The organism is Acidocella sp. (assembly GCF_028687955.1).
Lineage (GTDB): Bacteria > Pseudomonadota > Alphaproteobacteria > Acetobacterales > Acetobacteraceae > Acidocella.
Map to the genome: position 1 here is coordinate 16,030 of NZ_JAQTZC010000012.1, position 25,565 is coordinate 41,594.

General features: G+C 62.9%; 24 protein-coding genes, 2 tRNA genes and 3 pseudogenes. 11 read left to right on the plus strand and 18 right to left on the minus strand.

The annotated features are described in order from the left end of the window. Nucleotides 1-271 precede the first annotated feature (271 nt). Both PHE40_RS02865 and PHE40_RS02870 read right to left on the minus strand, forming a co-directional pair. A complete protein-coding gene (locus PHE40_RS02865; RefSeq protein WP_299957744.1) occupies nucleotides 272-1,447 on the minus strand; it encodes an MFS transporter in 1,176 nt (391 codons plus the stop codon). Nucleotides 1,448-1,666: 219 nt separating this feature from the next. Then, nucleotides 1,667-1,744, minus strand: a tRNA-Pro gene (locus PHE40_RS02870). A gap of 168 nt (nucleotides 1,745-1,912) precedes the next feature. Between PHE40_RS02870 and PHE40_RS02875 the strand changes: the two genes are divergently transcribed. The 3 genes from PHE40_RS02875 to arsC all read left to right on the plus strand — a co-directional run bounded on the left by PHE40_RS02875 (nucleotide 1,913) and on the right by arsC (nucleotide 5,867). After that, nucleotides 1,913-2,719, plus strand: coding sequence for an N-acetylmuramoyl-L-alanine amidase (locus PHE40_RS02875; protein ID WP_299957746.1), 807 nt, complete (start codon nucleotides 1,913-1,915; stop codon nucleotides 2,717-2,719). Between the two features lie 92 nt (nucleotides 2,720-2,811). Continuing rightward, nucleotides 2,812-5,388: a penicillin-binding protein 1A gene (locus PHE40_RS02880; protein ID WP_299957749.1), complete on the plus strand. Its 2,577-nt coding sequence runs from the start codon at nucleotides 2,812-2,814 to the stop codon at nucleotides 5,386-5,388. 56 nt (nucleotides 5,389-5,444) lie between these two features. After that, nucleotides 5,445-5,867 carry an arsenate reductase (glutaredoxin) gene (gene arsC, locus PHE40_RS02885; protein ID WP_299957791.1) on the plus strand — a complete coding sequence of 141 codons (423 nt, stop codon included), beginning with the start codon at nucleotides 5,445-5,447 and terminating at the stop codon, nucleotides 5,865-5,867. 276 nt (nucleotides 5,868-6,143) lie between these two features. Here the strand turns inward: arsC and PHE40_RS11010 are convergent. From PHE40_RS11010 to PHE40_RS02900, 4 genes and pseudogenes are all read right to left on the minus strand, one after another. Then, nucleotides 6,144-6,314 (minus strand): annotated as a pseudogene (locus tag PHE40_RS11010) (molybdenum cofactor biosynthesis protein); the annotation flags it as partial. Next, nucleotides 6,248-6,412, minus strand: coding sequence for a hypothetical protein (locus tag PHE40_RS11015; RefSeq protein ID WP_408838415.1), 165 nt, complete (start codon nucleotides 6,410-6,412; stop codon nucleotides 6,248-6,250). The gene PHE40_RS11015 and the pseudogene PHE40_RS11010, both read right to left, overlap by 67 nt. A gap of 12 nt (nucleotides 6,413-6,424) precedes the next feature. Beyond that, entirely contained in the window at nucleotides 6,425-8,068 is a 1,644-nt protein-coding gene (locus PHE40_RS02895; RefSeq protein ID WP_299957752.1) for a lytic transglycosylase domain-containing protein, read from the minus strand. Between the two features lie 138 nt (nucleotides 8,069-8,206). Then, a complete protein-coding gene (locus PHE40_RS02900) occupies nucleotides 8,207-9,016 on the minus strand; it encodes a uracil-DNA glycosylase (protein WP_366523572.1) in 810 nt (269 codons plus the stop codon). A 139-nt stretch (nucleotides 9,017-9,155) separates the two neighbouring features. Between PHE40_RS02900 and PHE40_RS02905 the strand changes: the two genes are divergently transcribed. From PHE40_RS02905 to PHE40_RS02915, 3 genes and pseudogenes are all read left to right on the plus strand, one after another. Next, nucleotides 9,156-10,793, plus strand: a complete 1,638-nt coding sequence (locus PHE40_RS02905; RefSeq protein ID WP_299957754.1) for an electron transfer flavoprotein-ubiquinone oxidoreductase — start codon at nucleotides 9,156-9,158, stop codon at nucleotides 10,791-10,793. 26 nt (nucleotides 10,794-10,819) lie between these two features. Beyond that, nucleotides 10,820-11,032, plus strand: a pseudogene (locus PHE40_RS02910) (helix-turn-helix domain-containing protein); the annotation flags it as partial. 5 nt (nucleotides 11,033-11,037) lie between these two features. Further along, a pseudogene (locus PHE40_RS02915) lies at nucleotides 11,038-11,589 on the plus strand (transposase). A gap of 131 nt (nucleotides 11,590-11,720) precedes the next feature. Here the strand turns inward: PHE40_RS02915 and PHE40_RS02920 are convergent. From PHE40_RS02920 to rpmH, 7 genes are all read right to left on the minus strand, one after another. Further along, the gene (locus PHE40_RS02920) at nucleotides 11,721-12,647 is read right to left on the minus strand and encodes a fatty acid desaturase (protein WP_299957757.1); all 927 of its coding nucleotides are present in this window, start codon (nucleotides 12,645-12,647) and stop codon (nucleotides 11,721-11,723) included. A gap of 650 nt (nucleotides 12,648-13,297) precedes the next feature. Next, nucleotides 13,298-14,194: an acetylglutamate kinase gene (gene argB, locus PHE40_RS02925; RefSeq protein WP_291424522.1), complete on the minus strand. Its 897-nt coding sequence runs from the start codon at nucleotides 14,192-14,194 to the stop codon at nucleotides 13,298-13,300. Between the two features lie 25 nt (nucleotides 14,195-14,219). Further along, complete coding sequence (gene yihA / locus PHE40_RS02930) at nucleotides 14,220-14,918, minus strand: ribosome biogenesis GTP-binding protein YihA/YsxC (protein ID WP_408838418.1); 699 nt, start codon at nucleotides 14,916-14,918, stop codon at nucleotides 14,220-14,222. Further along, nucleotides 14,861-16,594, minus strand: coding sequence for a membrane protein insertase YidC (gene yidC, locus PHE40_RS02935; RefSeq protein ID WP_299957760.1), 1,734 nt, complete (start codon nucleotides 16,592-16,594; stop codon nucleotides 14,861-14,863). Before yidC ends, yihA begins: the two co-directional genes overlap by 58 nt. A gap of 6 nt (nucleotides 16,595-16,600) precedes the next feature. Next, entirely contained in the window at nucleotides 16,601-16,816 is a 216-nt protein-coding gene (gene yidD / locus PHE40_RS02940; protein WP_408820918.1) for a membrane protein insertion efficiency factor YidD, read from the minus strand. Between the two features lie 14 nt (nucleotides 16,817-16,830). Continuing rightward, on the minus strand, nucleotides 16,831-17,175 hold the full coding sequence (rnpA, locus tag PHE40_RS02945; RefSeq protein ID WP_299957763.1) for a ribonuclease P protein component: 345 nt from the start codon (nucleotides 17,173-17,175) through the stop codon (nucleotides 16,831-16,833). A 36-nt stretch (nucleotides 17,176-17,211) separates the two neighbouring features. Continuing rightward, on the minus strand, nucleotides 17,212-17,346 hold the full coding sequence (gene rpmH / locus PHE40_RS02950) for a 50S ribosomal protein L34 (RefSeq protein ID WP_284259385.1): 135 nt from the start codon (nucleotides 17,344-17,346) through the stop codon (nucleotides 17,212-17,214). Nucleotides 17,347-17,510: 164 nt separating this feature from the next. Here rpmH and PHE40_RS02955 point away from each other — a divergent pair, with 164 nt between their 5' ends. The 4 genes from PHE40_RS02955 to PHE40_RS02970 all read left to right on the plus strand — a co-directional run bounded on the left by PHE40_RS02955 (nucleotide 17,511) and on the right by PHE40_RS02970 (nucleotide 21,398). Continuing rightward, nucleotides 17,511-18,437 carry a patatin-like phospholipase family protein gene (locus tag PHE40_RS02955; RefSeq protein WP_299957766.1) on the plus strand — a complete coding sequence of 309 codons (927 nt, stop codon included), beginning with the start codon at nucleotides 17,511-17,513 and terminating at the stop codon, nucleotides 18,435-18,437. Then, nucleotides 18,434-19,921: a HAMP domain-containing sensor histidine kinase gene (locus PHE40_RS02960; RefSeq protein ID WP_299957768.1), complete on the plus strand. Its 1,488-nt coding sequence runs from the start codon at nucleotides 18,434-18,436 to the stop codon at nucleotides 19,919-19,921. The genes PHE40_RS02955 and PHE40_RS02960 overlap by 4 nt, the downstream gene beginning before the upstream one ends. 125 nt (nucleotides 19,922-20,046) lie before the next feature. Further along, nucleotides 20,047-20,622, plus strand: coding sequence for a bifunctional precorrin-2 dehydrogenase/sirohydrochlorin ferrochelatase (locus tag PHE40_RS02965; protein ID WP_299957770.1), 576 nt, complete (start codon nucleotides 20,047-20,049; stop codon nucleotides 20,620-20,622). 86 nt (nucleotides 20,623-20,708) lie between these two features. Then, complete coding sequence (locus PHE40_RS02970; RefSeq protein WP_299957772.1) at nucleotides 20,709-21,398, plus strand: phosphoadenylyl-sulfate reductase; 690 nt, start codon at nucleotides 20,709-20,711, stop codon at nucleotides 21,396-21,398. Nucleotide 21,399: 1 nt separating this feature from the next. Here the strand turns inward: PHE40_RS02970 and PHE40_RS02975 are convergent, their stop codons facing one another. From PHE40_RS02975 to PHE40_RS02995, 5 genes are read right to left on the minus strand one after another with little or no spacing between them, the layout of a single operon-like run. Then, nucleotides 21,400-22,821, minus strand: a complete 1,422-nt coding sequence (locus PHE40_RS02975) for an MFS transporter (RefSeq protein ID WP_299957773.1) — start codon at nucleotides 22,819-22,821, stop codon at nucleotides 21,400-21,402. Beyond that, a complete protein-coding gene (locus tag PHE40_RS02980) occupies nucleotides 22,821-23,171 on the minus strand; it encodes a DUF971 domain-containing protein (protein ID WP_299957776.1) in 351 nt (116 codons plus the stop codon). The genes PHE40_RS02975 and PHE40_RS02980 overlap by 1 nt, the downstream gene beginning before the upstream one ends. Further along, nucleotides 23,168-23,362, minus strand: coding sequence for a Trm112 family protein (locus tag PHE40_RS02985; RefSeq protein ID WP_299957779.1), 195 nt, complete (start codon nucleotides 23,360-23,362; stop codon nucleotides 23,168-23,170). The genes PHE40_RS02980 and PHE40_RS02985 overlap by 4 nt, the downstream gene beginning before the upstream one ends. A gap of 2 nt (nucleotides 23,363-23,364) precedes the next feature. Continuing rightward, nucleotides 23,365-24,039 carry an LON peptidase substrate-binding domain-containing protein gene (locus tag PHE40_RS02990; protein ID WP_299957782.1) on the minus strand — a complete coding sequence of 225 codons (675 nt, stop codon included), beginning with the start codon at nucleotides 24,037-24,039 and terminating at the stop codon, nucleotides 23,365-23,367. 3 nt (nucleotides 24,040-24,042) lie between these two features. Continuing rightward, nucleotides 24,043-24,984 carry a tetratricopeptide repeat protein gene (locus PHE40_RS02995; RefSeq protein WP_299957785.1) on the minus strand — a complete coding sequence of 314 codons (942 nt, stop codon included), beginning with the start codon at nucleotides 24,982-24,984 and terminating at the stop codon, nucleotides 24,043-24,045. A 134-nt stretch (nucleotides 24,985-25,118) separates the two neighbouring features. Here PHE40_RS02995 and PHE40_RS03000 point away from each other — a divergent pair. Beyond that, a tRNA-Gly gene (locus PHE40_RS03000) sits at nucleotides 25,119-25,193 on the plus strand. The last annotated feature ends 372 nt before the right edge of the window (nucleotides 25,194-25,565 follow it).

Sequence of the window (25,565 nt, forward strand, 5' to 3'; positions counted from 1 at the left end):
ATACCCCTGGTTGTCATTTGTCCCTGTCCGTTGCAGCTGATCGGCCAAACGGTCGGCAACCGGGCCACGGCCGGAACCAATACGCCCAGGCTGAGCAAGCATTCTCCTGAACCTGCGGCAGCGCCGAGAAATGCCCCGCGCCGCGCGGGGTGAAATTTAGCAGCGTCCCCAGGGCAGCTTGCACCGCTGTCATGCATGCCGAACATAAGGTTGCGGGCATCAACCCGCCCGCTGGAAACGCGCCGGCCCGCCACCGCGAACCGGCTGCGCATCAAGTCTCAGACGGCACGGCCATGGAGACATTGCGCGCCTCCGGGCCGAAGAGCATCATCAAGATGAGCACCACCGCGACGCTGCCCGCCACAAGCATCAGCGCGTAGCCGTAGTCGCCGCCGTTCCGCATCGCGATGCCAACCTGGAGCGGCGCATTCACCGAGGCGATGAAATTGCCCAGCTGATAGATAAAGCCGGGAAAAGTGCCGCGGATTTCCGCCGGGGACAGCTCGTTGAGATGCACCGGCACCACCCCCCAAGCTCCTTGCACGGCAAACTGCATGAGGAACGCGGCGATGCCGACTTCCAACGCCGATGTGCCCTCCGCCCAGAAATACAGCACCAGCAGCGAAAGCACGCAGGCGCCGATGATCGCGTAGCGCCGGCCGATCTGCTGGCTGAGCCAGCCGAATGCAATACCGCCCAGAATCGCGCCCAGGTTATAGAGCAGCACAATATCAGTGAGCGTGGCATGGTTGAAATGCATCTGCTTGGCCAGGAACAGCTTGGGATAAATATCCTGCGTGCCGTGCGAGAAGAAATTGAACGCCGTCATCATCACCACGCCGTAAACCGCGAGCTTGGTGTTCTTGCGCAGCACATCCCAGATGGAGATTTTCGGCCCGGTCTTGATCTTGTTGAAGGCGGGACTTTCCTCAATCTGGCTGTTGATGAAGAAAATCAGCAATGCCGGCACGGCGCCGGCGAAAAACATCCCGCGCCAGCCAAGGGAATGATACGCAAAACCAAACAGCAGCGTGGCGAGGAAATAGCCGGAGGGATACCCCGCCTGCAACAGACCCGAAACCCAGCCGCGCCAGCGCTGGGGGATCGTCTCCATCGCCAACGAGCTGCCAACGCCCCACTCCCCGCCCATCGCCACGCCAAACAAAGTGCGAATTGCGAGGAAGGAGGCAAAGGACCAGGCAAAGCCGCTGGCCGCCTCAAACAGGGAGTAGAGGAAGATGACCAGCATCAGCACCGGCTTGCGTCCATATTTATCGGCAAGACGGCCGAAGATGAAGGCGCCCACCGCGCGGGTCGCGAGGGTCAGCGTGATCGCCAGGGTGATGGACGTGACCGATACGCCAAAGGTCTTGGCCACATCGTCAAATGTGAAAATCAGAATGAAAAAGTCGAACGCATCGAGCGTCCATCCCAGATATGCCGCCATAACGACATTACGGGCTCGCCGGAAATCTTTTTGTACGCTCGCCGGCATGCTTTCCCCATCGGATGTTTTCCATTCAGCGGAATGGAGGCGGATGAATAGTTGCATGGGATCTGGCACCGGCACAACGCCCCGGCGCACAAACCCGCCCGGCAAAAAAAGAGCCCTGTGGGACACCGGCAGCGACCGCGATGTAATTGAATTTTACGGGACCATTCAAAATGGTCGGAGTGAGAGGATTCGAACCTCCGGCCCCTGCGTTCCGAACACAGTACTCTAACCAGGCTGAGCTACACTCCGTCGCGAGACCCTATAGCTGAACCCGCCCCCCTACCGCAAGATGCCCGGCGAAGAAGAATCCAGATGGCAGAAACTGACGAAAAACTTCATGTTTTCAATCTGTCGTGGACAAAACCGGAGATTTCACGCTAAGTGCGCGCGCAAACCTTGTGGTCAGCAACCTGTATCATGTGCGTGAACTGCCTGAGCCGACGCCGCCTTGCCCAACTCGCTTTTGGCCTCACCGCCGGGGCGCTGGCCGGCGGCATGCCCGCGCGCGCTGCAATCCGCGCGCCGCATGTCCTGCCATTGGTGATGCTCGACCCCGGCCATGGCGGGCACGACCCTGGGGCCATCGCCCCTGACGGCGTGTTCGAGAAGACCATCACCCTGGCCACCGGACTGGCCCTGCATAAAAACCTGCTCGCCACCCGGCGGTATCGCGTGAGGATGACCCGCATGCGCGACGTGTTCATCCCGCTGGAGCAGCGTGTCGCGGACGCGGTGGCGGCCAAGGCCGATCTGTTCCTGTCCCTGCATTGCGACCACTTGGCCAACCCCAGCCTGCGCGGCGCCTCGATCTTCACGCTTTCCAACACCGCCTCAGACAAGCTGGCGGCCAGCATCGCCCATGACGAAAACAGCGCCGACGCGGCGGGAACGCCCATGGCCGGGGTTTCTCCACAGGTAGCGGGAATCCTGGCCAGCCTGGAGTCGCGCGCGACCAAGCTCGGCTCGGCAACCTTCTCGCGGGATCTGGCCACCTCGTTCCGCGGCGTGATCCCGCTGTTGCCGGACCCGCAGCGCAGCGCCAATTTTGCGGTGCTGCGCGACCCCTCCACCCCGAGCACCCTGCTGGAAATGGGCTGCCTCACCAATCCGCTGGACGAGACCCGTTTGCGCAACCCCTTGCAGCGCGCGCTTCTGGTCCGGCGGATCACAGACGCCATCGACACGTATTTTGTGCATTTCGCCGGCCGGCGGGTGGCCGGTTAACGGCTTGCCCGCGCAATGGCAGGTAAATTGTTGCGGCAATTTTATTCAAAGCATCCTCGCAGGCGCGAAACTGGAGTGCTAAGGAGCCGCCTATGCCCGACTCAAGAGATTCCTTCAGCGCCGGTGAACGCTTAAGCCCAGCCCGCCGAGAGCCGCCGCGCAAGCCGCCGCGCAAGCCCGCCCCCCCGCGCGGCGCAGGCAAAGGCCCGCAAAAACCAGGTCTTTTCCGCCGGGTCATCCGCTTCTTCGTCACCAGCCTGTACCGCCTGGTATTTTTGGGCGCCGTTGCCGCCGTGATCGCCGGGGTAGGCGCCTTTCTCGTGTTCAGCGCCGGGCTGCCCAGCGTCGAGGCCCTGAAAACCTACACCCCGCCGCTGGAAAGCCGCGTCTATTCGGATGATTTCCATCTCATCTCGGAAATCGGCGGGCAGCATTGCATTTATGTGCCTTACGACCAGATCCCGCCGTTGGTGGCGCAGGCGTTCATTTCCGCCGAGGACCGGATGTTCTGGGTGGAACCGGGGGTCAACCCGCTTGCGATCATGCGCGCGGCGCTCACTGACATCGCCCGCATGGGCAGCGGGCGCCGCCCGCAGGGGGCCTCCACCATCACCGAGCAGGTGGTGAAGAACATGCTCCTCGACAACCACATCACCTTTGCCACCAAAATCAAGGAAGTGCTGCTGGCGATGCGCGTGAGCCAGGTGATGACCAAGCAGCAGGTCATCACGCTCTACCTCAACGAGGTTGACCTCGGCCACAACACCTTTGGCATCGCCGCCGCGGCGCAAACCTATTTCAACAAGCCCCTGAGCCAGCTCGACATCGCGCAGGCGGCCTCACTGGCGGCCTTGCCCAAGGCGCCGACCAATTACGACCCCTTCTTCCACCCGCAGGACGCGCTGACCCGGCGCAATTTCATCATCGGACGCATGCTGGCGGATGGCGCCATCACCCAGGCCCAAGCTGACGCCGCCACCGCCGAGCCGCTGCTGCCCCATGCCGGCGGCGCCGCTCCGGCCGCCAGCGGCGGCGACGGCTACTTCGCGGACGCCGTGAAAGCCGACCTCACGCAGCGCTTTGGCGCCGATGCGGTGAACCAGGGCGGGTTGATCGTGCATACCAGCATGGACCAGACCCTGCAGACCGCCGCCACCACGGCGGTGCGCAACGGGCTGGAGCATTACGACCGCATTTACGGCGGATGGCACGGGCTTGTGGCCCATGTGGATGACCCCGCCCTGGCGACTAACTGGCGGACGGATCTGGCCAAACAGGCAATACCGCCGGGCATGCGCCACAACTGGCGGCTTGGCATCGTGCTGGCGGCGGATGGCGGCGCGGCCCGCGTCGGCTTTGCCGATCCGCTCAGCAACACGGCCAGAACCGGCACATTGCCCCTGCAAAACATGCGCTGGACACATACCAGCAATGTCGCTAGCATTCTGCACCCTGGGGACATCATCATGGTCTCCGGCGGCAAGACTCTGGCGCTGGAACAAATCCCCAATGTCCAGGGCGCGTTGATCTCCATGGACCCGCGCACCGGGCGCGTGCTCGCCATGGTCGGCGGTTGGAGCCACGACATCAGCCCCTTCAACCGGGTAATCCAGGCGCAGCGCCAGCCCGGCTCCTCGGTGAAGCCGCTGGTCTACCTCACCGCCATGGAGCAGGGCTTGCAGCCCGATGCCCCGGTGCTGGATGCCCCCTTCGTGCAGCAAATGTCCAACGGCACCACCTACCGCCCCGGCAACTACGAAGACAGTTTCCAGGGTCCGGTGCCCATTTTCCATGCGCTGGAGCAATCGCTCAACCTCGCCACCCTGCATCTGGCCCGCCAAATCGGCCTGGATAACATCGCGCAAACCTTCCAGAGCTTCGGCATCATCGACCAGATGCCCCCCTATTACCCCTCCGCGATCGGCGCGATCGACACCACCCTGTGGAAAATGGCAGCCGCCTACGCCACGCTCGATGAATACGGCCGGCAGGTGCAGCCTTCGCTGATTGACAGTGTCACCGGCCCGGACGGCAAGGTGCTCTACCAGGCGCAAAACCAAAGCTGCGACAACTGCATGAACGGCGACCCCTCGCAGCCGCCCATCGTCGACTATTCCGGCGCGCAGCTGGCTGATCCTGATTCAGTGTTTCAGATGCTCACCATGATGAAAGGCGTGGTGCTGCGCGGCACCGGCGTCCCCGCCGTGGAGGGGATAAGCCAGCCGGTGGCCGGCAAAACCGGCACCACGAATAATTTCAACGACGCATGGTTCATCGGCTTTACCCCCGGCGTGCTCACCGGCTGCTGGGTTGGCTACGACACCCCAGCCAGCCTGGGCAACAACCAGACCGGCGGCAATGTCTGCGGGCCTATCTGGAACGAATACATGAAGGTGGCCCTCGCCAACCAACCGGATATGGACTTCCCCGCCCCCGCCGGCATGACCCTGCAACAAGTGCCCGAGCCTGACGGCACCATGGTGAGCGAAGCCTTCAAACCCGGGCAGACCCCCGGCGCCCAGGCGAACAATAGCCTGCTCGGCGGCACCGATAACCTTACCCCCGCCACACCCGGAGCGCCGGGAACACCCGCAACGCCAGCCGCGCCGGGTGCGCCCGCCGCGCCCGTGCCCTCGGCCATCGATAAATCCCTCGGCGGATTATATTAAAAGCAGCTCAATATTTTCCGCCGATGCAGCCCCTGCGCCAACTGAGAGCCTCCGCCATGTCCGTCACCATCTACCACAACCCCGCCTGCGGCACCTCGCGCAACACGCTGGCGATGATCCGCAACGCCGGTATCGAACCCGTCGTAATCGAATACCTGAAAACCCCGCCCAGCCGCGCGGAACTGGCGGTTCTGGCCGAACAGGCGGGCGGCGCGCGCGCGCTGCTGCGCGAGAAGGAACCACGCGCCGCCGAGCTTGGCCTCAACGCCCATGTGGCCGATGACACGATTCTTGACGCCATCGCCGCGCACCCGCGCCTGCTCAACCGCCCGGTGGTTGTGACCGCCAAGGGCACCAGAAGCTGCCGCCCGTCAGAGCTGGTTCTGGAACTGCTAACCGCCCCGCAGCAAGGCGCCTTCACGAAGGAGGACGGGCAAGCCGTGGTGGATGCCACCGGCCGGCGCATCGGAAAGGAATAATTTTTCGAGCGTTACCCTGCGCGCCGGTGGCGCTGATCATCATGAAATTGTAACGGCTGATGCTTCCGGCCTACGGCGGCGCGGATGCCCTTGCCCGCACCCTGCACCGCCTCGGGCCGCCCTCGCGCACGGCATAGTTGCTCATTTTGGTGCGCCTGTCCGGTTTGCAAGAGCGGCGATCTGCCACCGGCCAAGAATCATCGCGCGGCTTGCGCCCCTCCCCTTCATCCAGGTCTGTTTCGGCGGGCCTGTTGGCGCAACCGGCGGCGCGGCACCTTAACCCGGCAGATGTTCCTTCAGCCACGGCATCAGCTCCACCAAATTGCAGGGGCGATGGCGCGAATCCAGATGGTAGCGCAAAATATCGTCCCAGCCGTCCTTCACCGCGCCTGTGCTGCCGGGCCGTGCGAACAGATAAGTGCCGCTTGCCACCCCGCCCAGCGCGCGGCCAGCGTGCTGCCTGAGGTGTCGTTCGCCGCTGTGCGGGTGTCCGAAATGGTGGCCACCGCAATGTGCATGGGGAGAAAAACACGGCTCTCGTCCATCCCGGCCATGCCTCAGTTTGCCGATGCGGTATAAAAGTTCTGGTTCAACGTGGGAAAATCCCCTTCCGCCAGCTGGTCCAGGCTCTCCGGCTTCAGCCCGATCTCTTCGGCATACAGCCAGCTGTCAGCCATCACCTGGCGCACGAAGCGGCGGGTCTCATCGTTGGGAATGGTCTCGATGAAGAGCAGCGGGTCGCCTTCATCCTGCGAGGTCCACCCGGCGACGGCATTCGGCCCGGCATTGTAGCTGGCCAGAATCGCCAGCAGATTGCCCTTAATCCCCGGCTGCGCACCCAGATAGCGGATATACCCCTGCCCCAGGGCAAGATTAGCCGAAGGATCGTCCAGCGAGCCGCTCACCCCCTCCTGCCGGCGGACATAAGAAGCCGTGACCGGCATAAGCTGCATCAGCCCGCGCGCGCCGCAGCGCGAAACAGCCGTCTCGTTGAAGCCCGATTCCGTGCGCGCCACCGCATAGACCAGCGCCGGGTCAACCGTGAAGCCGCCATCCGGGTGCAGGGCCGGCAGCGGCAGGCGCGCGCCCGCGATCTCATCAACCGGGTTTGGCAGCTGGCTGGCGATGGCGATGGTCACATCCACTAGCCCGGCGCGGGCGGCCACCGCCATCACGGCCCGGCCGAGGGCCGGGTTGGCCTGAATCTGCGGCCAGAGCGCGCGCAACGCCACCGCCGCCTGGTCGTCCGCGCCAATCTGCAACAAGGCGAAGGCCAGATGCCCGTCAGGGGTGGCGTCCACAGCGGTGATATCGGCTTCCGTCAGCGTCGCGGCAATGCCGGTGGGGCCAAAGCCCTGGCCCAGCAGGCGCCCGGCCAGCATGCCGTAGAACGTATCGCCCGACCAGGCCGCCTGATGCAGCCAGTTGAGATAGGCCTCCGGCTGCTGCATCCGCAGCGCGGCGCGGGCCGCCCAGAACTGGCTGGCGGCGCGCTCGTCACTGGAAATTCCGGCCATTGCGGCCGAGCTGTCAAAAGCCGAGGCGGCGGCGCTCAGGTCACCCTTTTCCCAAGCCTGGATACCGGACATGAACTGACGGTGCCAGCTGTAGCTGTCCGGCGCGGCGACGGGGCGTGCCGCGGCGCCCGCGGTAGTTGTGGCCTCTGGCAGCAGCGCGACCACGGGGGCCGGGGGCATCTGGTCCGCGCGCAGTTTGTGCCGCATCAGCGCGTAAATATCCGGCGCCTCCGGCTGGCTGCTGTATTGCGCGTACCAGGCCAGCAGCTCAGCCGGCTTGGTGATATAATTATTGCTCAGATACCGCTGCGCCAGAACCGGCCCCACCAAAGTGGAATCATCCAACCGGCTGATCAACCGGTCCGCTTCGCTGAACGCTCCGGCCGATTGGGCCGCGAGAATACGCTGATACATCGCCACGGCGCTCGGCGGCAGCGGCTCAGGCAGTACGATTTCAACGTCAGGAGAAGGGGCGTTACGCGGCACCGCATAAGCGACAGTCTCCCCGCCTGTTGCGCTGGCGGGCGCTGAGGGGGGCGGCATCGGTCCCGTACCTTGTCCCCAATCAGAGGACTTCGCCGCCGCACTCGTGGGGACCACGAGCCCGAGGGCAAAAACTGACACCGTGACCAAAGCGAGCCGGGTGACGTTCAGGCGGGAGAGCATGTTGAGGGCTCCTCGCATGGGAAAACTCCCTACACAGTCACCCCCTGTGACGCAAGGCCTACCGGCGAGACAATTCTCATGGAACGAGACGTTTTTAGCAGTTTCCTGGCGTTACACCCCAACTCTCAGATCACGATTTCGTGATATTAGCGCAAATTAACCCTGGGTGGACAGCAATTCCAGAAATTCGCGCAGCTGCAACAAGTCCCGCCACGCCTCTGATTTGGCCGCAGGCATGCGCAGCAAATACGCCGGATGGTAGCTCGGCAGGCACGGAATCGGCGCCGCCAGACCCGGTATTTCCACCTGCAGCCATGCGCCGCGCAGCCGCCTTATCCCCAGTCCACGCTCCGGCTCCGGCAGCACCGCCCTGGCCGCCACCGCGCCCAGCAACAGCAGCGCGCGCGGCCGCACCAGGGCGATATGGCGTAGCAGGAACGGGAGGCAAACACCCACCTCGGCCTCAGTTGGCGGCCGGTCGCCCGGCGGGCGCCACGGTACGGTGTTGAGAATGCGCACCGTGGCGCGGTCCAGCCCGATGCTGCCCAGCATTTTATCCAACAGTTGCCCCGATGGTCCCACAAACGGCCTGCCCGCGCGGTCTTCCTCCGCGCCAGGCGCCTCACCCACCACCATCAGCCGCGCATCCGCCGCGCCATCGGCGAAAACCAATTGCGTCGCGGTATCGCGCAGGGCGCAGCCAGTAAATCCCGCCAGGGCGGCCTGCAAGGCTTCCAGACTCTCGCAACTCTCCGCCACTTTCGCGGCCTGCGCTGGTCCGGCGGGCAACACCGTGGCATGGCGCGCAACATGGCGCGGGGCATGATGAGCCCGCCCCGCCTGCACGGGAGCACTGGCCGCGGCGGCGGGCGCGGCCACACGCCTGTCCTGCGGCGCATCCAGCAGCGCCTCGTCAGCCCCCCACTCCACTTGCAGGCGCAGCGCCTCGATCAAATCCATATCCATACTTAACCATACCTCCCGCGATTGAAATAACCGCCAATATGATTTTAACCCTTTACCCAGCCAGCGGCCGCATGGCCGAGACTTTACGCAAGCTAACAAGTTTCCTTATACGACTCCCAGCACAACAGGAGGTAACGAGATGTCAGACCAGATGGAACCGCGCGAGGCGATGGAGTTCGATGTCCTGGTGGTCGGCGCCGGCCCTGCCGGCCTATCCGCTGCTGTCAAGCTCAAACAGCTCAACCCGGAGCTTTCCGTCTGCGTGGTGGAAAAAGGCGGCGAGATCGGTGCCCACACCCTCTCCGGCGCGGTGCTGGAGCCGCGCGCCCTGATGGAACTCTTCCCCGAATGCGACCCTTCGTTGATCCCGCTCGCCACCCCGGTGTCCGAGGATCGCTTCATGTATCTCACCGCGGCCAAGGCCTACACCTCGCCCATCATCCCACCGACAATGGAGAACCACGGCAACTACATCGTTTCGCTCGGCAATGTGGTGCGCTGGCTCGGGCAGCAGGCGGAAGAACTCGGCGTGGAGATCTACCCCGGTTTTGCCGCGGCTGAGGTGCTCTTCGAGGGTGAGCGAGTTGCGGGCGTGGCCACCGGCGACATGGGCATCGGCAAGGACGGCAAGCCCACCGGCAACTTCCAGCGCGGCATGGAACTGCGCGCCACCTATACAATCTTCGCCGAAGGCTGCCGCGGCTCGCTCTCCAAGCAATTGATGACCAAATTCAATCTCAACGCCAAAAACGACCCGCAGACCTACGGCATCGGCATCAAGGAACTCTGGGAGGTCAAACCCGAACACTTCAAAAAAGGCCTCACCATCCACAGTGTCGGCTGGCCCTTAAAGTCCGACACCTATGGCGGTTCGGCCATCTATTTCTTCGGCGAAAACCTCATGGCCTACTGCTTCGTCGTTGGGCTGGACTACAAAAACCCCTATCTCTCGCCCTTCCAGGAAATGCAGCGATCGAAAACCCACCCGGCCATCGCGCCGTTCTTCGAGGGCGCCAAGCGCATCTCCTACGGCGCGCGCGCGCTCAATGAGGGCGGCTTTCAGTCCCTGCCGAAACTCACCTTCCCCGGTGGCGTACTCATTGGCTGCGCCGCGGGCACCCTTAACGTGCCCAAGATCAAAGGCAGCCACACCGCGATGAAATCCGGCATGGTCGCCGCCGAAGCCATCGCCGAGGCCCTGGCCGGTGAGCGCCCGGACGAAGTCACCGCTTATGCCACCAAGCTGGAAGCCAGCTGGGTCTGGCCCGAGCTGCACAGCGTGCGCAATGTGCGCCCCGGTTTCGCCAAATGGGGTTTTTACGGCGGCATGATCAACGCCGCCATCGACACCTACATCTTCCGCGGCAAGGCCCCCTGGACCCTGAAAAACCACGCCGACCATCTGCAGCTCAAAAAAGCCAAGGACTGCCAGCCGATCGACTACCCCAAACCCGATGGCAAGATCACCTTTGACCGGCTGTCCTCCGTCTTCCTCTCCAACACTAACCACGAGGAAAACCAGCCGCCCCACCTCACCCTGCTCGATGCCAGCAAGGCCATCAGCGTCAACTATAAAGAGTACGCCAGCCCGGAGACCCGCTATTGCCCGGCTGGCGTGTACGAGATCGTCGGCGAGGAGGCAGGCAACCCGCAGCTGCAAATTAACGCGCAAAACTGCGTCCACTGCAAAACCTGCGACATCAAGGACCCCACCCAGAACATCAACTGGGTCGTCCCCGAAGGTGCTGGCGGCCCCAACTATCCGGGCGGGATGTGAGCACCAGTCAGTAAGGCGAAGGGGCTTTGTTCCCTCGCACAGTGATATTAACCGCCCAGGACCGCACCAAGCTGGAAGCAGTTGTCGCCGATCGGAACAGCCCGAAAAAACACGTCTGGCGGGGGCAGATCATCCTGCTGACCGCCGACGGCTGCGGCACGGACGCGATCATGCGCAGCAGTGGTACCAGCAAAACGTCTGTCTGGCGCTGGCAGGAGCGCTTCATGACCGAGGGCGTGGCCATATGGAACAAGGCTATTTTTGGGTGGCCGCACGGGATGATCGCGCCTGCGGCGGCGCCGATCCGCCGACGGTGATTTATCAATATGCCACAGGCCGGGCCAAACGCCATGCCGATGCTTTGCTCGGCGGGTACCGAGGGATCGTGCAATGCGATGGCTACAATGCCTACAAGCAACTTGCCGGTCCGGCGCAGGATGATGCGCCGATGGCGCTGGCATTTTGCTGGAGCCACGTGAGGCGCGGTTTTTATGATCTGGCCACGCGCCTCGCTAAGCGCCAGGAACTCAGCCGGCTGATGGTGACGGATCTACGTCTTTGATTTGAGGCACAGCTTAAGACTTTGCGAGCCCGCAGTCCTATGGCCGAAGTAATCCGTTATTCACTGAACCACTGGAACGGCCTGGAGCAATTCCTTGCCGATGGAACCATCGAAATCGACAACAACATTACTGAATTACTGAGCGCAGCATGCGCCCCAACGAATTGTAAAAAGAGAACTCGCTGTTCGTGGGCTCGGACGCATGGACACATAAACGCACCGAGATGGAGTTAACGAACCGCCACCGCTTCCTAATTCCGCACCAAAGCCGACATCTTTTTTGCTGGGAACGTTTGCGTTCGGTCAAGAAATGCCGGCAAGGCGGCTTTGCAGGGCTCCGGCCGGAGCCCTGCAAAGCCAATGGCCTATTCAGCCGGAACAATGCCTTCGGAATCTTTCGCATGACGGTAGGCGCGGTGCGATTCGATATTCTCCGGCTCAAGACCAAATGCAGTCTGGCGGGGGATGTTGTGACGGTTGATCTCGTCGAACTTCACGAAATAGGCCTTGTGCATCCGGTAGAACGGGATCTCCGGATAGAGGTGATGGACCAGGTGATAGTTCTGATAGACCAGCACCGGGGTCAGCAGCCACTCCCAGCCGAAACGCATGGTTGTCGCCATGTAGGGATCCTCATCCTGCGCAACCAGCGCGGGATAGTGCGGCAGGATCACGAAGACGATGGCAATAAGGAACAAAGTGATCCGCGACGGCACAAACCAGAGCATGAACAGGTCAAGGCCATAGCCCAGGTACATAGCGGCGGCGAACAGGGCGGCCAGGAACGAATAGTACACGATCAGTTCAGTGCCATGCCGCTTGCGCACAGTCTGGCCATACTTGATGAAGTAGTAGATGTAGGCAGCATCAAAAAACGACCAGCGAAATGGCACCTGCCATAAGGGCGATTCATGCTCGAAGCGGTCAGGATCCATCGGCCCGTTGGCAAAGCTGTGATGCTTGTTGTGCACCCAGCGAAGCAGCACCATGGGTGCGTAGGGAAACAGGAAGAACAGCCCGATTGCCCCGATTGATTCGTTCACCCATTTGATGCGCGAGAGCGACATATGCGCCGCATCGTGAATCACGCTGAACAGGAGATAGGTGATGAGGCCATTGGCAATGGCGCCAGTCCACAACGGAATCTTACCCGTCAGTGCCAGATACCAGACCCCGCCGATGCCGGCCATCGAGACGACGAACAGCAGGAATGTCGGCACGGCGAGAAGAGGCGGCTGGCGCAGCTGCTCGAAATAATCTTTTGTATTCTGCGGGAATGCGCTCACGTTCATTAGTCACCTCTCTTAAATTTCTTAAACCTTGTTTTTGTTTTCCGGAGCGAAGCATAGCCTCTGGCTTACCCCCCCCGCGCACAGGACTGTAGTTCAGAGTCAGCGAGAACCGCCGTAATCCCACATCCCGCACGCCAAAAATCTGAATGATATTACCAGCTCACTGGATAATATGCAATGGCGATCGGCCGCCTATCCAGGAAATGTCGACTTGTTTGGAACCAAACGCCGCCCGCCAAATTTTGTCAAACATTTCCGTTCCATGAACAACACGGCAATATTCATTGCTGGCGCCGCGGCACCGCAAATTATTTTATACCAGCCCGCCAAGAGCTTGACTCTCTGGATTTGGTGGCGGGCTGGTATAAGCTCTTGATTTTGCGCGCGGCCGCCCCACCAGCCCCGCGCGCATACCAGTCAGCCTTAAGGCTGACTGGTATTAATTGCAAATTCAACCACTTTTGTCCAAAATGAGTGTCATCAACAAGCATACGCAACAACAACACGAACTGTTGCCGGGGGCCGGGGGCGGCGCCACCATTATCAACGATTAATCAATCTGGGTCTTTAACATTGTGCGCGAGCTGGTTATTTCCGCCGCCGGACGCGACGCCACCCTGCCCTGGCCCCAGAAATCTGAACGTACCACTCTATTTGTGGATCATCGTCCCGATGCCGCCATCGGTGAAAAGCTCCAGCAGCAGCGCATGCGGCACCCTTCCATCAAGGATCGTCGCCCCTTTGACCCCGAGCGTGACGGCCTCCATGCAGGTCTCCACCTTCGGGATCATCCCACCCGAGATGGTGCCATCGGCGATCAGCGCCTGGATCTGCGCCAGCGATAAATCCGGCATCAGTTTTTTGGTCTTGTCCAGCACACCGGGAACATCGGTGAGCATCAGCAGCCGGTTGGCGTTCAACGCGCCGGCGATGGCGCCCGCCGCCGTATCGGCATTGATATTATAAGTCTCGCCATTCTCGCCGGTGCCAACGGGCGCGATCACGGGGATCAGCCCGGCGCCGGTCAGCGCATGGATCACGCGCGTGTCGATGAAGGCGGGCTCGCCGACAAAGCCAAGATCCAGCACGCTCTCAATATGCGAATCCGGGTCCTTCTTGGTGCGGTGCATTTTGCGCGCGCGGATCAACCCGCCATCCTTGCCCGAAATCCCCACCGCCAGCGCGCCGGCGCGGTTGATCAACCCCGCCACCTGCTTGTTCACGCTGCCTGCCAGGACCATTTCCACCACCTCGACCATGGCGGCATCGGTCACGCGCAGCCCATCAATGAAGTTGGATTTAATCGCCAGCCGGTCCAGCATGGCGTTAATCTGCGGCCCGCCGCCATGCACGATCACCGGATTGATGCCGACCTGCTTGAGCAACGCGATGTCGCGGCCGAATTCGCCCGCCAGAATATCCTCACCCATCGCATGCCCGCCGTATTTCACCACGATGGTGGCGCCCGCATAGCGGCGCAGAAACGGCAGCGCGCTGGCGACGATATGCGCCTGGGCGGCGGCGGATTTCAGCTCCTCGGTATTCATCATGGCTCCTGGAAAAACTCTGCTGCTAAATAAAGCCCGCGATGCTGGCGCGCAAATCATCCATGCCAAGCCCCGTGGTGCTGGAAGTGGTGAGCACGAAGGGCAGCGCCGCCGGGTGCTCCTTCGCCAGCGCGGTGATCTCGTCCTGCTTGCGGCGCAGCGCCGCCGGCTTCACGTCATCAGCCTTGGTCAACACCAGCTGGTAGGCCACCGCCGACTGGTCGAGCAACTCCATCACCACCTCATCGGCGGGTTTAAGCTCGATGCGCGCGTCCAGCAGCAGAAACACCCGGCGCAGGTTCGGCCGCCCGCGCAAATAATCCAGCATCAGCCCCTGCCAGTCACGCTTGATGGCTTTGGGCGCCTCGGCATAGCCGTAGCCCGGCATGTCCACCAGCACGATGGGCGCGGATTCCATTTGGAAGAAATTCAACTGCCGGGTACGCCCCGGCTGGTGTGACACGCGCGCCAGCGCCTTGCGCCCCGTCAGCGCGTTCAGCAACGAGGATTTACCAACGTTTGAGCGTCCCGCGAAGGCGACCTCAATCCCGTTGGGCGCGGGCAGATGGTCGAGCGCCTGCGCCGCATAGAAAAATTCGCAATGCGAGGCGAAGAGTTTCCGCCCCGCCTCCAGTTGCTCCGAGCTGAAAGTCCCGGCCGCGAAAACTATGTTTTCGCCGTTACCGCCGCCCGTGGGTTGCCCGCCTGGCGCATGATCAGCCATTGTTGTCCTACCGAAAGAAGATTGTTCCAAGCCCAGTATAGCACAAGGCCGGAAGGAGAGCGCGCCAGCATGAAGGTGAATATCAGCGGCATGAACTGGAACATGCGCGCCTGCACAGGATCAGCCGGCGCCGGGTTGAGCCGTTGCTGAAGGTACATGGTGAAGCCCATGATGATCGGCAACGCACCGATATGCAGTAACGGGCTTATCGTGGTGGGGTCGAAAGGGATCAACCCGAACAGATTGAACAAATTGGTGGGATCGGGCATCGAGAGGTCATGAATCCAGCCAAAGAAGGGTGCTTGGCGCATTTCGATGGTGATGAAGATGACCTTGTACAATGAGAAGAACACCGGAATCTGCACCAGCATCGGTAAGCAGCCGGAGGCGGGGTTGATCTTCTCCGCCTTGTAGAGCGCCATGGTCTCCTGCTGGAGCTTGGCGTTATCATCCTTGTACTGCTCGCGCAGGGCTTTAATCTTGGGCTGCACCAGCTTCATCTTGCCCATCGAGCGATAGGAGTAGCTCGCCAGCGGGAAGAACAGCAGCTTGATGCCGACCGTGAACACGATGATCGCCAGGCCGAAATTGCCGAGCAGCGAGTTCAGCCAGTCAAGCGCGAAGAAGATCGGCTTGGTGATGATGTAGAGATGCCCGAAATCCACCGCCTTATAGAAATCGGGGATGCCGAATTCGCTCTGATACGCATCGAGGATCTTCACCACTTTCGCACCGGTGAACAGATGGCTGGTCAGGCTCGCCGTGGCGCCTGCCGCCACGGTCTGCGGGTCCGCGGTGATGAACGAGGTCTGATACGCGCCACCGCCGCCATCGCTGACCGTGCCATAGCTCATGCTGCCAGTGAACTTCACCGCCTGATCAGGCGCCAAGGCGGTCAGCCAGTATTTATCGGTGATGCCGATCCAGCCGCCGGGGCTGGTCTCGCTATAGGCGACGCCGCCGACCGCCTTCTCGCCATCAGACTTCAAGGATTTATAGGATTCCTGCTTCAGCGTCTTGTTGAACACACCGAGCGGGCCATCAAACAATATATAGGTCGTGGGCTCGGCTGGCACATAATCGCGTACGACGCGCGACCACGGAAACAGTTTTACCGCCGCGCCGGTGTGGTTCAGCACCTGCTGGTTCACCGTGAACATGTAATTGTCATCAACCGAAAGGATCAGCTGAAAGGTCAGCCCCTGACCGTTATCCCAGGAGAGCGTCACCGGCGTCTGCGGCGTGAGCTTAGCGGCGCTCGCGGTCCACAGCGTGGAGTCACCGGGCACTTTCACACCACCAACCGGGGTCCAGCCAAACTGCACATAGCTCGGCTTCGGCCCGCCGCGCGGTCCGAGGATCTGCACCAGCGGCGAATTCTTGGCGATCGTCTCGTGATAGTTTTTCAGCACGACATCGTCGAACACCGCGCCGGTCAGCACCACGCTGCCGGAGAGCTTCGGCGCGTCAACCGGCAGGCTTGGCCCGGTGGCCACGGCCACCGCCGCCGGACTGGCCGCACTGGCGGGCGCGCCGCTCGCGCCCTGCACCTGCGTTGTGCTCTGCGTTGTTGGCACGGGCGCCGGATGCGGCAAATATTTCTGGAACGCGTACTGAAACACCAGCATGATGCCGAGTGACAGGGCGATGGCAAGCATCAGGCGCTTCTGGTCCATGGGGCTTTACGAGTCCTTGAGTGGTGGAACCGGGTCGAAGCCGCCCGGATGCCAGGGATGGCAGCGCAAAATCCGGCGCCCGGCCAGCAAACTGCCGCGCCCGGCGCCGTGCGTGCAAATCGCCTCCCGCGCATAGGCGCTGCAGGAGGGGTAAAAACGGCAATTCGCGCCGATCACAGGGCGCAATGTTAGTTCATAGACGCGGATCGCACCCGAGAGCATATAGGCCGCCGGGCTCACTTGCGGCCCTCCGCGAGCGCCAATTCAATACCGGCGCATAATTTTTCAAACGGCAACTGCTCCGTTTCCTGCCGGCAGATCAACACCAGCTCAATGCCAGAGAGATCACGCCCGGCCAAAACCAGCCGCGCAGCCTCTTTCAGCCGCCGCCGCGCGCGGTTGCGCGCCACGGCGTTGCCGATTTTCTTGGTGGCGGTGTAGCCGGTCCGCAAAGGGGCCTGGCCTCCGGTGGCGCAAAATTGCATCACGAAACCAGGTTTTGCGATTTTCCGCCCGCGCGAGGCCATACGCAGAAACTCCGCGCGGCGCTTAAACGTTTCCGGTGGAGACAATGCGGGCATTGTCAGGCCCTTAAAGGCGCGCGGGAGGAGAGGAAATCAGGCAGAAAGTTTAGCGCGGCCTTTGGCACGGCGGTTGGCGATAACCTTGCGGCCGCCAACGGTTGCCATGCGGGCGCGGAAACCATGCCGGCGCTTGCGGACAAGTTTGGAAGGTTGATAGGTCCGTTTCACGTGATTCACTCCGGCGATAGCTAATATAAGCTGATAAAACAGGTTTCGGCCGAACCGTCCCCGGTCCGGCGCAACGAGGCCGGGGTATAGGCGGCGCGCGGCGCGCCGTCAATGCAAAGGCGCCGGCGCTTGCTCTGGCCCGCTACAAAGTGCAGCTTGCTCCCATGCATATATCCTCAGCGACTCGGCCGCGCACCGTTCTGGCCCTGCAAGGGGGCGGGGCGCATGGCGCCTTCACCTGGGGCGCGCTGGACCGCCTTTTGGAGGACGGGCTGACCTTCTCCGCCGTCACCGGCGTCTCCTCCGGCGCGATGATCGCCGCCATGGCGGTACAGGGCTACGTCCATAACGGGCCGAAGGGCGCGCGCGCCGCGGTCAGCAAATTATGGCACCGGGTCTCCGAGGCGCATGTTTTCGGCCCCGTGAACGCTTCGATGGACTGGCTCTGGGGCTGGGACAAGGGAATGGAACTGGGCAACGAGATGGCCTGGGCCGGCATCACCAGCGCGTTGCGCCTCTTCAACCCCGGCCAACTCAACCCCTTCGGGCAGAATCCGCTCGGCCCCCTGCTCGCCGAACTGCTGGACCTGGACGCCATCTGCAGTGCCGATGCGCCGCGCCTCTACGTCGCCGCAACCGATGTCGAATCCGGCGCCGCGAAAATATTCGACAACAGCGAAATGAGCGTTGACGTGCTGCTGGCCTCGGCCTGCATCCCGATGATGTTCCCTGCCGTGAGCATCGACGGGCGCCACTATTGGGACGGCGGCTACTCCTGCAACCCGGCCCTCGCCCCCGTGCTCTCTCCCCGCCCGGAGCGGCTGGTGTTGATCCGCGCGCAACCGCGTGTGCGCAAGGGCGTGCCCAACAGCACGGCTGACATTGTCCACCGCCTGCATGAAATCGCCTTCCAGGCCCCGCTGGACGCAGAGGTTGCGCTGCTGCCCAAGCAGGTCCGGCTGCTCGATATTTCCGCCGACGCCGCGCTTGCCCGCCATCCGCTGACCTCCAAGATGAACACCGAGAGAACCTTCCTCGACAATTTGTTCATCGCCGGACGGGAGGCTGCCGGAATCGTCCTTTCCGCATGAGGCGCCCCGTGCGCAAAAGCTTCATGCGCCACCTCCAGCTTGAGCTGTTCGGCACCAGCCTCTCGGGCCGTGTGCTTTGGCTGACCGTGGCGATCATTCTCGCTGTCGAGCTGGTGGTACTCACGCCAAGCCTGGGCACTGAGCGCCAGAGCTGGATGTGGCAACGCATAAGCCTGGCGCATATCGCAGCACTCTCGGCCGGCGCTTCACAAAATGGCGGTCCCATGCCGGCGGCCTATCAGCAGCTGGCGCAGCAAACAGGCATCGAATCGATCAAGCTGACCGAGCCGGACGGCACAGTGCTGCAAATCCTCCCCCTCCACCCCACGCCACCGGCACGGGTGCTCTATCTGGCTGGTGAAACCGTCCTTCACAGCACCTGGTGCGCCATCAGGTGTATCGCGGGGCTGGAGAGCGCGCCGGTGGAGGTGATTGCGCCAAGCCCTCTGCAGAACAACATAATGGTCGAAATTCAGGTCAACGGCGCCGGTCTGAGCCAAGAGTTGCGCAATTATGCCTCGCACCTGGCGGCAATCTCGGCCGTCGTCGCGCTGGTGACCGGGCTGTTGGTGTTCGCCGCTCTCAACCGGCTGCTGGTTCGCCCCTTGCGGATTATGACCGAGAGCATCTCCGGCTTCCACAACGACCCGGAGCACACCGGGCAAGGCGCGCTGACCGCGCTGGCCAGCCGGGGCGACGATGAAGTCGCCGAGGCCGCGCAGGAGCTGAAAACCATGCTCGAGACAATGCGCGCCGCCCTATGGCGCAACGCCCGCCTCGCCGCCCTGGGCACCTCGGTCACAAAAATAAGCCATGACCTGCGCAACATCCTGAGTTCTGCGCTGCTCGTTTCCGGTCATTTACAGGACAGCACCGACCCCACGGTCCAACGCGCCGCGCGCACGCTGATCCCGGCGGTGGAACGCGCCGCCCAGCTGGTCAGCCAAACCGTGGATTTCGCGCGCGAAGGGCCGCCCGCGCTCACCCGCACGCCTGTCTGCCTGCGCGAGGTGGTGGACGAAGCCACCCAGGTGGTCCGCCCGGACGGCACCGGCATCACTATCGAGAATCTTGTACCCGCCAGTCTGGTCCTGCCGCTGGACCGCATGCATATTTACCGTGTGCTGCTCAACCTGCTGCGCAACGCGGCCGAGGCAGGCGCCAAGGCCGCAGTGGTGACCGCAGAGACCAAACCCGGCGCCAACAAAATCGTCGTAACCGATTACGGCCCCGGCCTGCCCCCGCGCGTGCTGCAAAATCTGTTCAAGCCTTTCTCCGGCTCGGGACGCCAGGGCAGCTCAGGACTCGGCCTTGTCATCGCCCGCGACCTCATGCGCGCCCAGGGCGGCGAGCTGAGTCTGGCGCAAACCGGCCCCTTGGGCACGGTATTTGTCCTCGAACTCTCGGGTAGCGATGCCACTGCCCTTGCCATCCCTCTCGCCCCGGCAGGCCATAACCACACCAATCCGATAGAGATTTTCTAAGTTTCACTTTGCGATAATCCAGCCTGAAGCGCTAAATGTTTTTGTCTTACATAAGACAAAAAGAAGAATATGCTTATTTCTCTCGCCTCATTGATCTTGGAGAAAAAATCATTTTCTAAGAGTTCATGATTCCCTTGGCCATCGACCCGAAACACCTCCAGCTTGCCGTTGCCGGCAATGGCGCGCTCACCCTGCGCCGGCTGCTGGCGTTGCGCCGCGCGGGGGCCGAAGCCGTCCTCGTGTTCGCCGATGCACCCACGCCGGCCCTAGCCGCAGCGGCGGGGGCGTTCCTCCGCCCTTGCCTGCCCGATGACGACGCCCTGGCCAAATTGCACCTGCTCTGGATCAGCGATCTGCCCGAACCGCTCGCCACCGGGCTGGCACAGGCCGCACGCACGGCGCGCGTGCTGGTGAATGTCGAGGATGTCCCCTCCGGCTGCGACTTCCATTCAGTCGCTGAAGTGCGGCGCGGAGACCTGCTCATCACCGTCTCCACCAACGGCGCCGCCCCTGGCTTGGCGCGGGGCGTCCGGCGCGGTCTGGAAGCCTGTTTCGGCCCTGAATGGGGCGCGCGGGTGGAGGAAATCGCCGCCCTGCGCCACCGCTGGCGCGCGGAGGGGCTGAGCATGCCCGAGATCAGCCAGCGCATCGAGACCCTGCTGACGGAACGCTGTTGGCTCTCCTGCCCCACCCCCCGTTAAGTTCACCTTCTTTGTTCTTAGGTATCCGCCATGACCACCCTTCCCCTCCCGCCCCTGACCTGGCAAAACATCAAGGACGCCGCGTGATGCTCGATACGGTAGACCCCGCCGCCGGGCAGACCGTGCTGGCTGATGCCATCACCTCCCGTTTCGCCGGCAAAATCGCCCTAGTATCCTCCTTCGGCACAGAATCGGCGATCCTGCTGCATATGGCCGCGCAGATCGACAAGGCCACCCCGGTGATCTTTCTCGAAACCGGCAAACTCTTCCCCGAAACCCTGGCCTACCGCGATGCGCTGATCGCCCAGCTCGGCCTCACCGGCGTGCGCAACATCCGTCCCAGCCCGGCGCAGCTCGCCACCTGGGACCCCGAGGGCACGCTCTGGGAGCGCGACACCGAACTGTGCTGCGCCATCCGCAAGACCAACCCGCTGGACGAAGCCCTGGAAGGCTTCACCGCCTGGATCACCGGGCGCAAGCGCGTTCAGGGCGGCGGGCGGGCCAATCTGCAACTGGTGGAGCCAGGGGCCGACGGCCGCACCACGGTCAACCCGCTGGCCTTCTGGAGCGATGACGAAATGGACGCCTATTTCATCACCCACGGCCTGCCGCGCCACCCGCTCCAGGCCCAGGGCTACACCTCCATCGGCTGCGCCACCTGCACCCTGCGCCCGCTGCCCGGCCAGGACAAACGCTCCGGCCGCTGGGCCGGACAAAAAAAGACCGAATGCGGCATCCACACCGCCCGTCTGGCCGCCACCGCCTGGGAGATCTGAGCTACCCGCGGTGGCCGCTCAATGCCTGCCCTGCATCCGGGCGCAACCGCGCGCAAAACGGCACCGCCATCATTGAGAACAGCCCAACCACAATGAACCCCATCGCGTAGTCGGATTTCATCGCCACGGCGTGCTGGTGCCACCGGGCTGAAAGTTCCAGCGTGGTGGCCCCCACCACGATCCCCAAGGTCAGCGTGAGCTGCTGAATGGTGGAATAGAGCGTGGTCGCGGCGGACATCCGCGCACGCGGAATATCGCCATAGGCAATGGTGTTGAAAGCGGTGAACTGCAACGAACGGAAAAACCCGCCCAGCAGCAAAATACCATCCAACACCAGCGGCGGCCAGCCGGGTTGAAAACTGGCGCAGGCCATGATGAACAACGCCGCGACAAAGCCGTTGAGCATCAGCACGGTCCGGAAGCCGAACCGCCGCAGCAACGGCTGCGCGGCGGGCTTCATCGCCAGCGCCCCGGCCGCCGAGGCAAAGGTGATCAACCCGCTCTGCATCGGCGACTTGCCGAAGCCAAGCTGCAGCATCAGCGGCAGCAGAAACGGCAACGCCCCCACGGCAATGCGGAACAAACTTCCCGCCACCACTGAATTGGCGAAGGTCGGTATCCGCAGCAGGGAGAAATCCAGCACCGGCTGCGGGTGACGGCGCATGTGCAACAGATACAGCCAAACCGCCCCCACGCCGGCCGCCAGCGCCCCCAGCGTCCAGGAAAGCGGCACAAGGCTGCGCCCCGCGGTCTCGAACCCCGCCATCATCGCCGCCATGGCAAACCCTGTCAGGATCAGCCCCCAGGAGTCCAGCCTGCCGCCCCGCCCGGCCTCACGGCTGTCGGGAATGAACAGGCTCACCGCGATCACCCCGATAATGCCGATCAGCACGTTGATATCGAACACCCAGCGCCAGGAAAAATATGTGACGATGAACCCACCCAGCGGCGGCCCCAGAATCGGGCCGACAAGCGCCGGCATGGTGAGCCAGGACATTGCCACCACCATCTGCGCGCGGCTGACCGAGCGCAGCAGCACCAGCCGCCCGACCGGCAGCATCATCGCCCCGCCCAGCCCCTGCACCACCCGCGCGGCAACCAGAAACCCAAGGTTTGGCGCCATCCCGCAGGCCACCGAGGCCAGGGTGAAAATCATGATCGCGATGCGGAACACCTGGCGCGCGCCGAAATGGTCCGCCACCCAGCCACTGGCCGGGATGAACACTGAAAGACTGATCAGGTACGAGGTCAACGCCACGCTCATATGCAGCGGCGGCGCATGGAAACTGCGCGCCATTGCCGGCAGCGCGGTGGCGATAACGGTGGAGTCCAAATTCTGCATGAACAGGGCGGTCGCGATGATCACCGCTATCAACCGCATCCGGCGCTCACTGATAACCGGCTCGGCCTCGTCCTGTTCCATCACGCGCGGCTGGCGCCCGCGGCTTCCAGCCGTTGTAGGTAACGCCGCCAGCGGATGGCGTGTTCGCGCCCCAGTTCCTCAAGATAGTCCCAGGAAAATATCCCGCTGTCATGCCCGTCGGAAAAACTCAGCCGCAGCGCGTAATTGCCAGCCGGCTCAATGCCGATGATGCCGACATGCATCTTGCCCGTCACCAACACCGCCTGCCCCGGCCCATGCCCCTGCACTTCGGCGCTGGGGCTCTCCACCCGTAGATACTCCGCCGGCAGGCTCAGCACGCGGCCATCCTCATAGCTCAGTTCGAGCAGGTTTTCCGCCCGCCTCAACTTGATCTGCGCCGGTGTGCTCACGGCTCGAGCACGCGGGCTTCTTCCGCCAGCATGATCGGGATGCCGTCGCGAATCGGGTAAGCCAGACCGGCCTTGGGGCAGATCAGCTCGCCGTGCTCACGGTCATAGGTCAGGGGTCCGCGGGTCAGCGGACAGACCAATATCTCAAGCAGCCGCGGGTCGACCGGCGGTTCTTTATCTTCTTTATCCATGCTCAACTTGCTTTCGGTTTATCGTCATCTTCGCCATGCCCATCCTCGAAGGCATTGATCTCCAGCAGCGCCAGCAACGCGCGGGCGCGTTCGGCCTCATCGCGCGCCTCCAGCAAAGCCTGTTTCTCCTCAACGTCAAACGGGCAGGCCATGGCGAGCGAGACCACCAACGCCGTGTCGGGCATTTGCGCGATGGTGTCCCAGTTCGCCTCTACCCCGGCCTTGGCGAAATAACGCCGCAGCGCGGCCAGCAATACGCTCCGCTCGAAGGGCAACCCCACCTGCGGCTCCTGCAGATCAGCCGCAAAACCGCTAAAGGCGCCGCGTACCCGGCGGTAGCCGCGCCGCTTCTCCACTTCCTCGACAATGGTAAACCGCGCCACCCCGGTCAGCGTAATGAGGTAACGCCCGTCGCCACTCTCCTCAAACGCCGAAATCCGCCCCAGGCAGCCAATGCGGTACAGGCCGGGGCCGTTTTCGCCGCGCGACAGACGTTTGTCGGGCTGCACCATCCCCAGCATCCGCCCAGAGGCCAGCACATCCTCCACCAAAGCGAGGTAACGCGGCTCGAAGATGTTCAGCGGCAACCGCCCGCCGGGCAGCAGCAGCGCTCCCGCCAGGGGAAACACCGCGAACGTCTCCGGCAGATTTTCCAACGCGGAGGGCAAAACCGCCATGCGCTAGCGAAACAACAAAGCTGAAAGCTTACGCCGTGCCGCCATGGTGGCCTCATCGTCAAACCCCCAGGCCTCGAAGAACTTCAGCAGTTGCAGCCGCGCGGCGTCCTCGTTCCAGGCCCGGTTGCGGCGCACGATGTCCAGCAGCGCATCCGCCGCCGCGCCGCGTTCGCCTGAGGCGTTCAGCGCCGTCGCCAGCTCATAGCGCGCCTCAAAATCATCAGGGTTCGCCGCGAGACGCGCCTCCAGCCCGGCGCGCGCGCCCTGCGCCTTGCGCCCCTCGGCCGCCAGCGCCAGCGCCGAACGCGCGCCCGCGATTTCAGCATGTTCCGCCAGCTTCTCCGGCACCCCGGCCAGCACCTCGCCAGCCTGCTCCTCATCGCCCAGCGCGATCAGCGCCCGCGCCAGGCCGGACCACGCCTCTGGCTTCTCACGGTCCGCCTGCACCGCGGCGGCGAAATGCTGCGCCGCCGATTCGGCATCGCCCTGTTCCAGCAACTCCTTGCCCTGCGCGATCAGCTCCGCACCAGGCGCCGCCGAGCCTGCCATTTTCAGCAACCCCTCGACGAATCGCTTCACCTCGCTCTCCGGCAGCGCACCGGAGAAGGTATCAGCCACCTGCCCCTGCCAGAATGCCACCACCGTCGGCACCGATTGCAACGGCAGCCCCATGCGGGTGAGCTGCGCCACCAGCGCCTGGTTCTTGTCGATGTCGATTTTTACCAGCCGCACCCGCCCGCCCTGCGCGCGCACGGTTTTTTCCAGCACCGGCGTCAGGGTTTTGCACGGGCCGCACCACGTCGCCCAGAAATCCACCAGCACGGGAATTTCACGCGACGCATCAACCACATCAGCCATAAAACTGGTCTGGTCACTGTCAATAATCATATTGGCCGGCGGCGGCGCCGGGATCGCATCGGTCTCGGTACTGAAAAGGCTGCTCATCACTCTTGATCCGTATAGGTTTCCTTGGGGCAGTATATAGTATCAATCCGCGCGCTCACACCCCACGCCAACGAACATGCGGGGGAGGCTTGCAATCCTCCTCAAGGGGCCTTAAAGAGCCGCTCACGCCATGAGCGGGCGTAGCTCAGGGGTAGAGCACAACCTTGCCAAGGTTGGGGTCGAGGGTTCGAATCCCTTCGCCCGCTCCAGATTTTCTCAGGAAAATCAGAATATTATGAGAAGGCCGCCGCAAAGCGGCCCTTCGCTTTTGGTGCTTACATTTCTTGGCCCGAAAAAATGTAGGCACTGTGTAAGCAGTTGAGGGGCGTTGTTGCATGAGTCGTGTCAGGGTTGGTGGTCGTCATGGTGGCGGCGTTTATCTGACCCTCACGGACACCGGCATACCGAGGCCGGCCATCCGGCTCAGGACGTTGCAGGCAATTTTGGCTTCGGTCTGTTGATTGGATAGAGTCCGAGCGTGAAGTCGCCGACCGATGATGGTCTTGTACCGGAACATGGCGGTTTCAGCGAGACTTCGTCGCCCATAGCCGGATCGCCGCTGCCTGCCGCGCCGAATGGGC

Bases quoted from the DNA above. Each gene is read 5' to 3' on its own strand.
- PHE40_RS02865 (WP_299957744.1), bottom strand. From the start codon at position 1,447: ATGGCGGCATATCTGGGATGGACGCTCGATGCGTTCGACTTTTTCATT.
- PHE40_RS02875 (WP_299957746.1), top strand. From the start codon at position 1,913: ATGTGCGTGAACTGCCTGAGCCGACGCCGCCTTGCCCAACTCGCTTTT.
- PHE40_RS02880 (WP_299957749.1), top strand. From the start codon at position 2,812: ATGCCCGACTCAAGAGATTCCTTCAGCGCCGGTGAACGCTTAAGCCCA.
- arsC (WP_299957791.1), top strand. From the start codon at position 5,445: ATGTCCGTCACCATCTACCACAACCCCGCCTGCGGCACCTCGCGCAAC.
- PHE40_RS11015 (WP_408838415.1), bottom strand. From the start codon at position 6,412: ATGGACGAGAGCCGTGTTTTTCTCCCCATGCACATTGCGGTGGCCACC.
- PHE40_RS02895 (WP_299957752.1), bottom strand. From the start codon at position 8,068: ATGCGAGGAGCCCTCAACATGCTCTCCCGCCTGAACGTCACCCGGCTC.
- PHE40_RS02900 (WP_366523572.1), bottom strand. From the start codon at position 9,016: ATGGATATGGATTTGATCGAGGCGCTGCGCCTGCAAGTGGAGTGGGGG.
- PHE40_RS02905 (WP_299957754.1), top strand. From the start codon at position 9,156: ATGTCAGACCAGATGGAACCGCGCGAGGCGATGGAGTTCGATGTCCTG.
- PHE40_RS02920 (WP_299957757.1), bottom strand. From the start codon at position 12,647: ATGAACGTGAGCGCATTCCCGCAGAATACAAAAGATTATTTCGAGCAG.
- argB (WP_291424522.1), bottom strand. From the start codon at position 14,194: ATGAATACCGAGGAGCTGAAATCCGCCGCCGCCCAGGCGCATATCGTC.
- yihA (WP_408838418.1), bottom strand. From the start codon at position 14,918: ATGGCTGATCATGCGCCAGGCGGGCAACCCACGGGCGGCGGTAACGGC.
- yidC (WP_299957760.1), bottom strand. From the start codon at position 16,594: ATGGACCAGAAGCGCCTGATGCTTGCCATCGCCCTGTCACTCGGCATC.
- yidD (WP_408820918.1), bottom strand. From the start codon at position 16,816: ATGCTCTCGGGTGCGATCCGCGTCTATGAACTAACATTGCGCCCTGTG.
- rnpA (WP_299957763.1), bottom strand. From the start codon at position 17,175: ATGCCCGCATTGTCTCCACCGGAAACGTTTAAGCGCCGCGCGGAGTTT.
- PHE40_RS02955 (WP_299957766.1), top strand. From the start codon at position 17,511: ATGCATATATCCTCAGCGACTCGGCCGCGCACCGTTCTGGCCCTGCAA.
- PHE40_RS02960 (WP_299957768.1), top strand. From the start codon at position 18,434: ATGAGGCGCCCCGTGCGCAAAAGCTTCATGCGCCACCTCCAGCTTGAG.
- PHE40_RS02965 (WP_299957770.1), top strand. From the start codon at position 20,047: ATGATTCCCTTGGCCATCGACCCGAAACACCTCCAGCTTGCCGTTGCC.
- PHE40_RS02970 (WP_299957772.1), top strand. From the start codon at position 20,709: ATGCTCGATACGGTAGACCCCGCCGCCGGGCAGACCGTGCTGGCTGAT.
- PHE40_RS02975 (WP_299957773.1), bottom strand. From the start codon at position 22,821: ATGGAACAGGACGAGGCCGAGCCGGTTATCAGTGAGCGCCGGATGCGG.
- PHE40_RS02985 (WP_299957779.1), bottom strand. From the start codon at position 23,362: ATGGATAAAGAAGATAAAGAACCGCCGGTCGACCCGCGGCTGCTTGAG.
- PHE40_RS02990 (WP_299957782.1), bottom strand. From the start codon at position 24,039: ATGGCGGTTTTGCCCTCCGCGTTGGAAAATCTGCCGGAGACGTTCGCG.
- PHE40_RS02995 (WP_299957785.1), bottom strand. From the start codon at position 24,984: ATGAGCAGCCTTTTCAGTACCGAGACCGATGCGATCCCGGCGCCGCCG.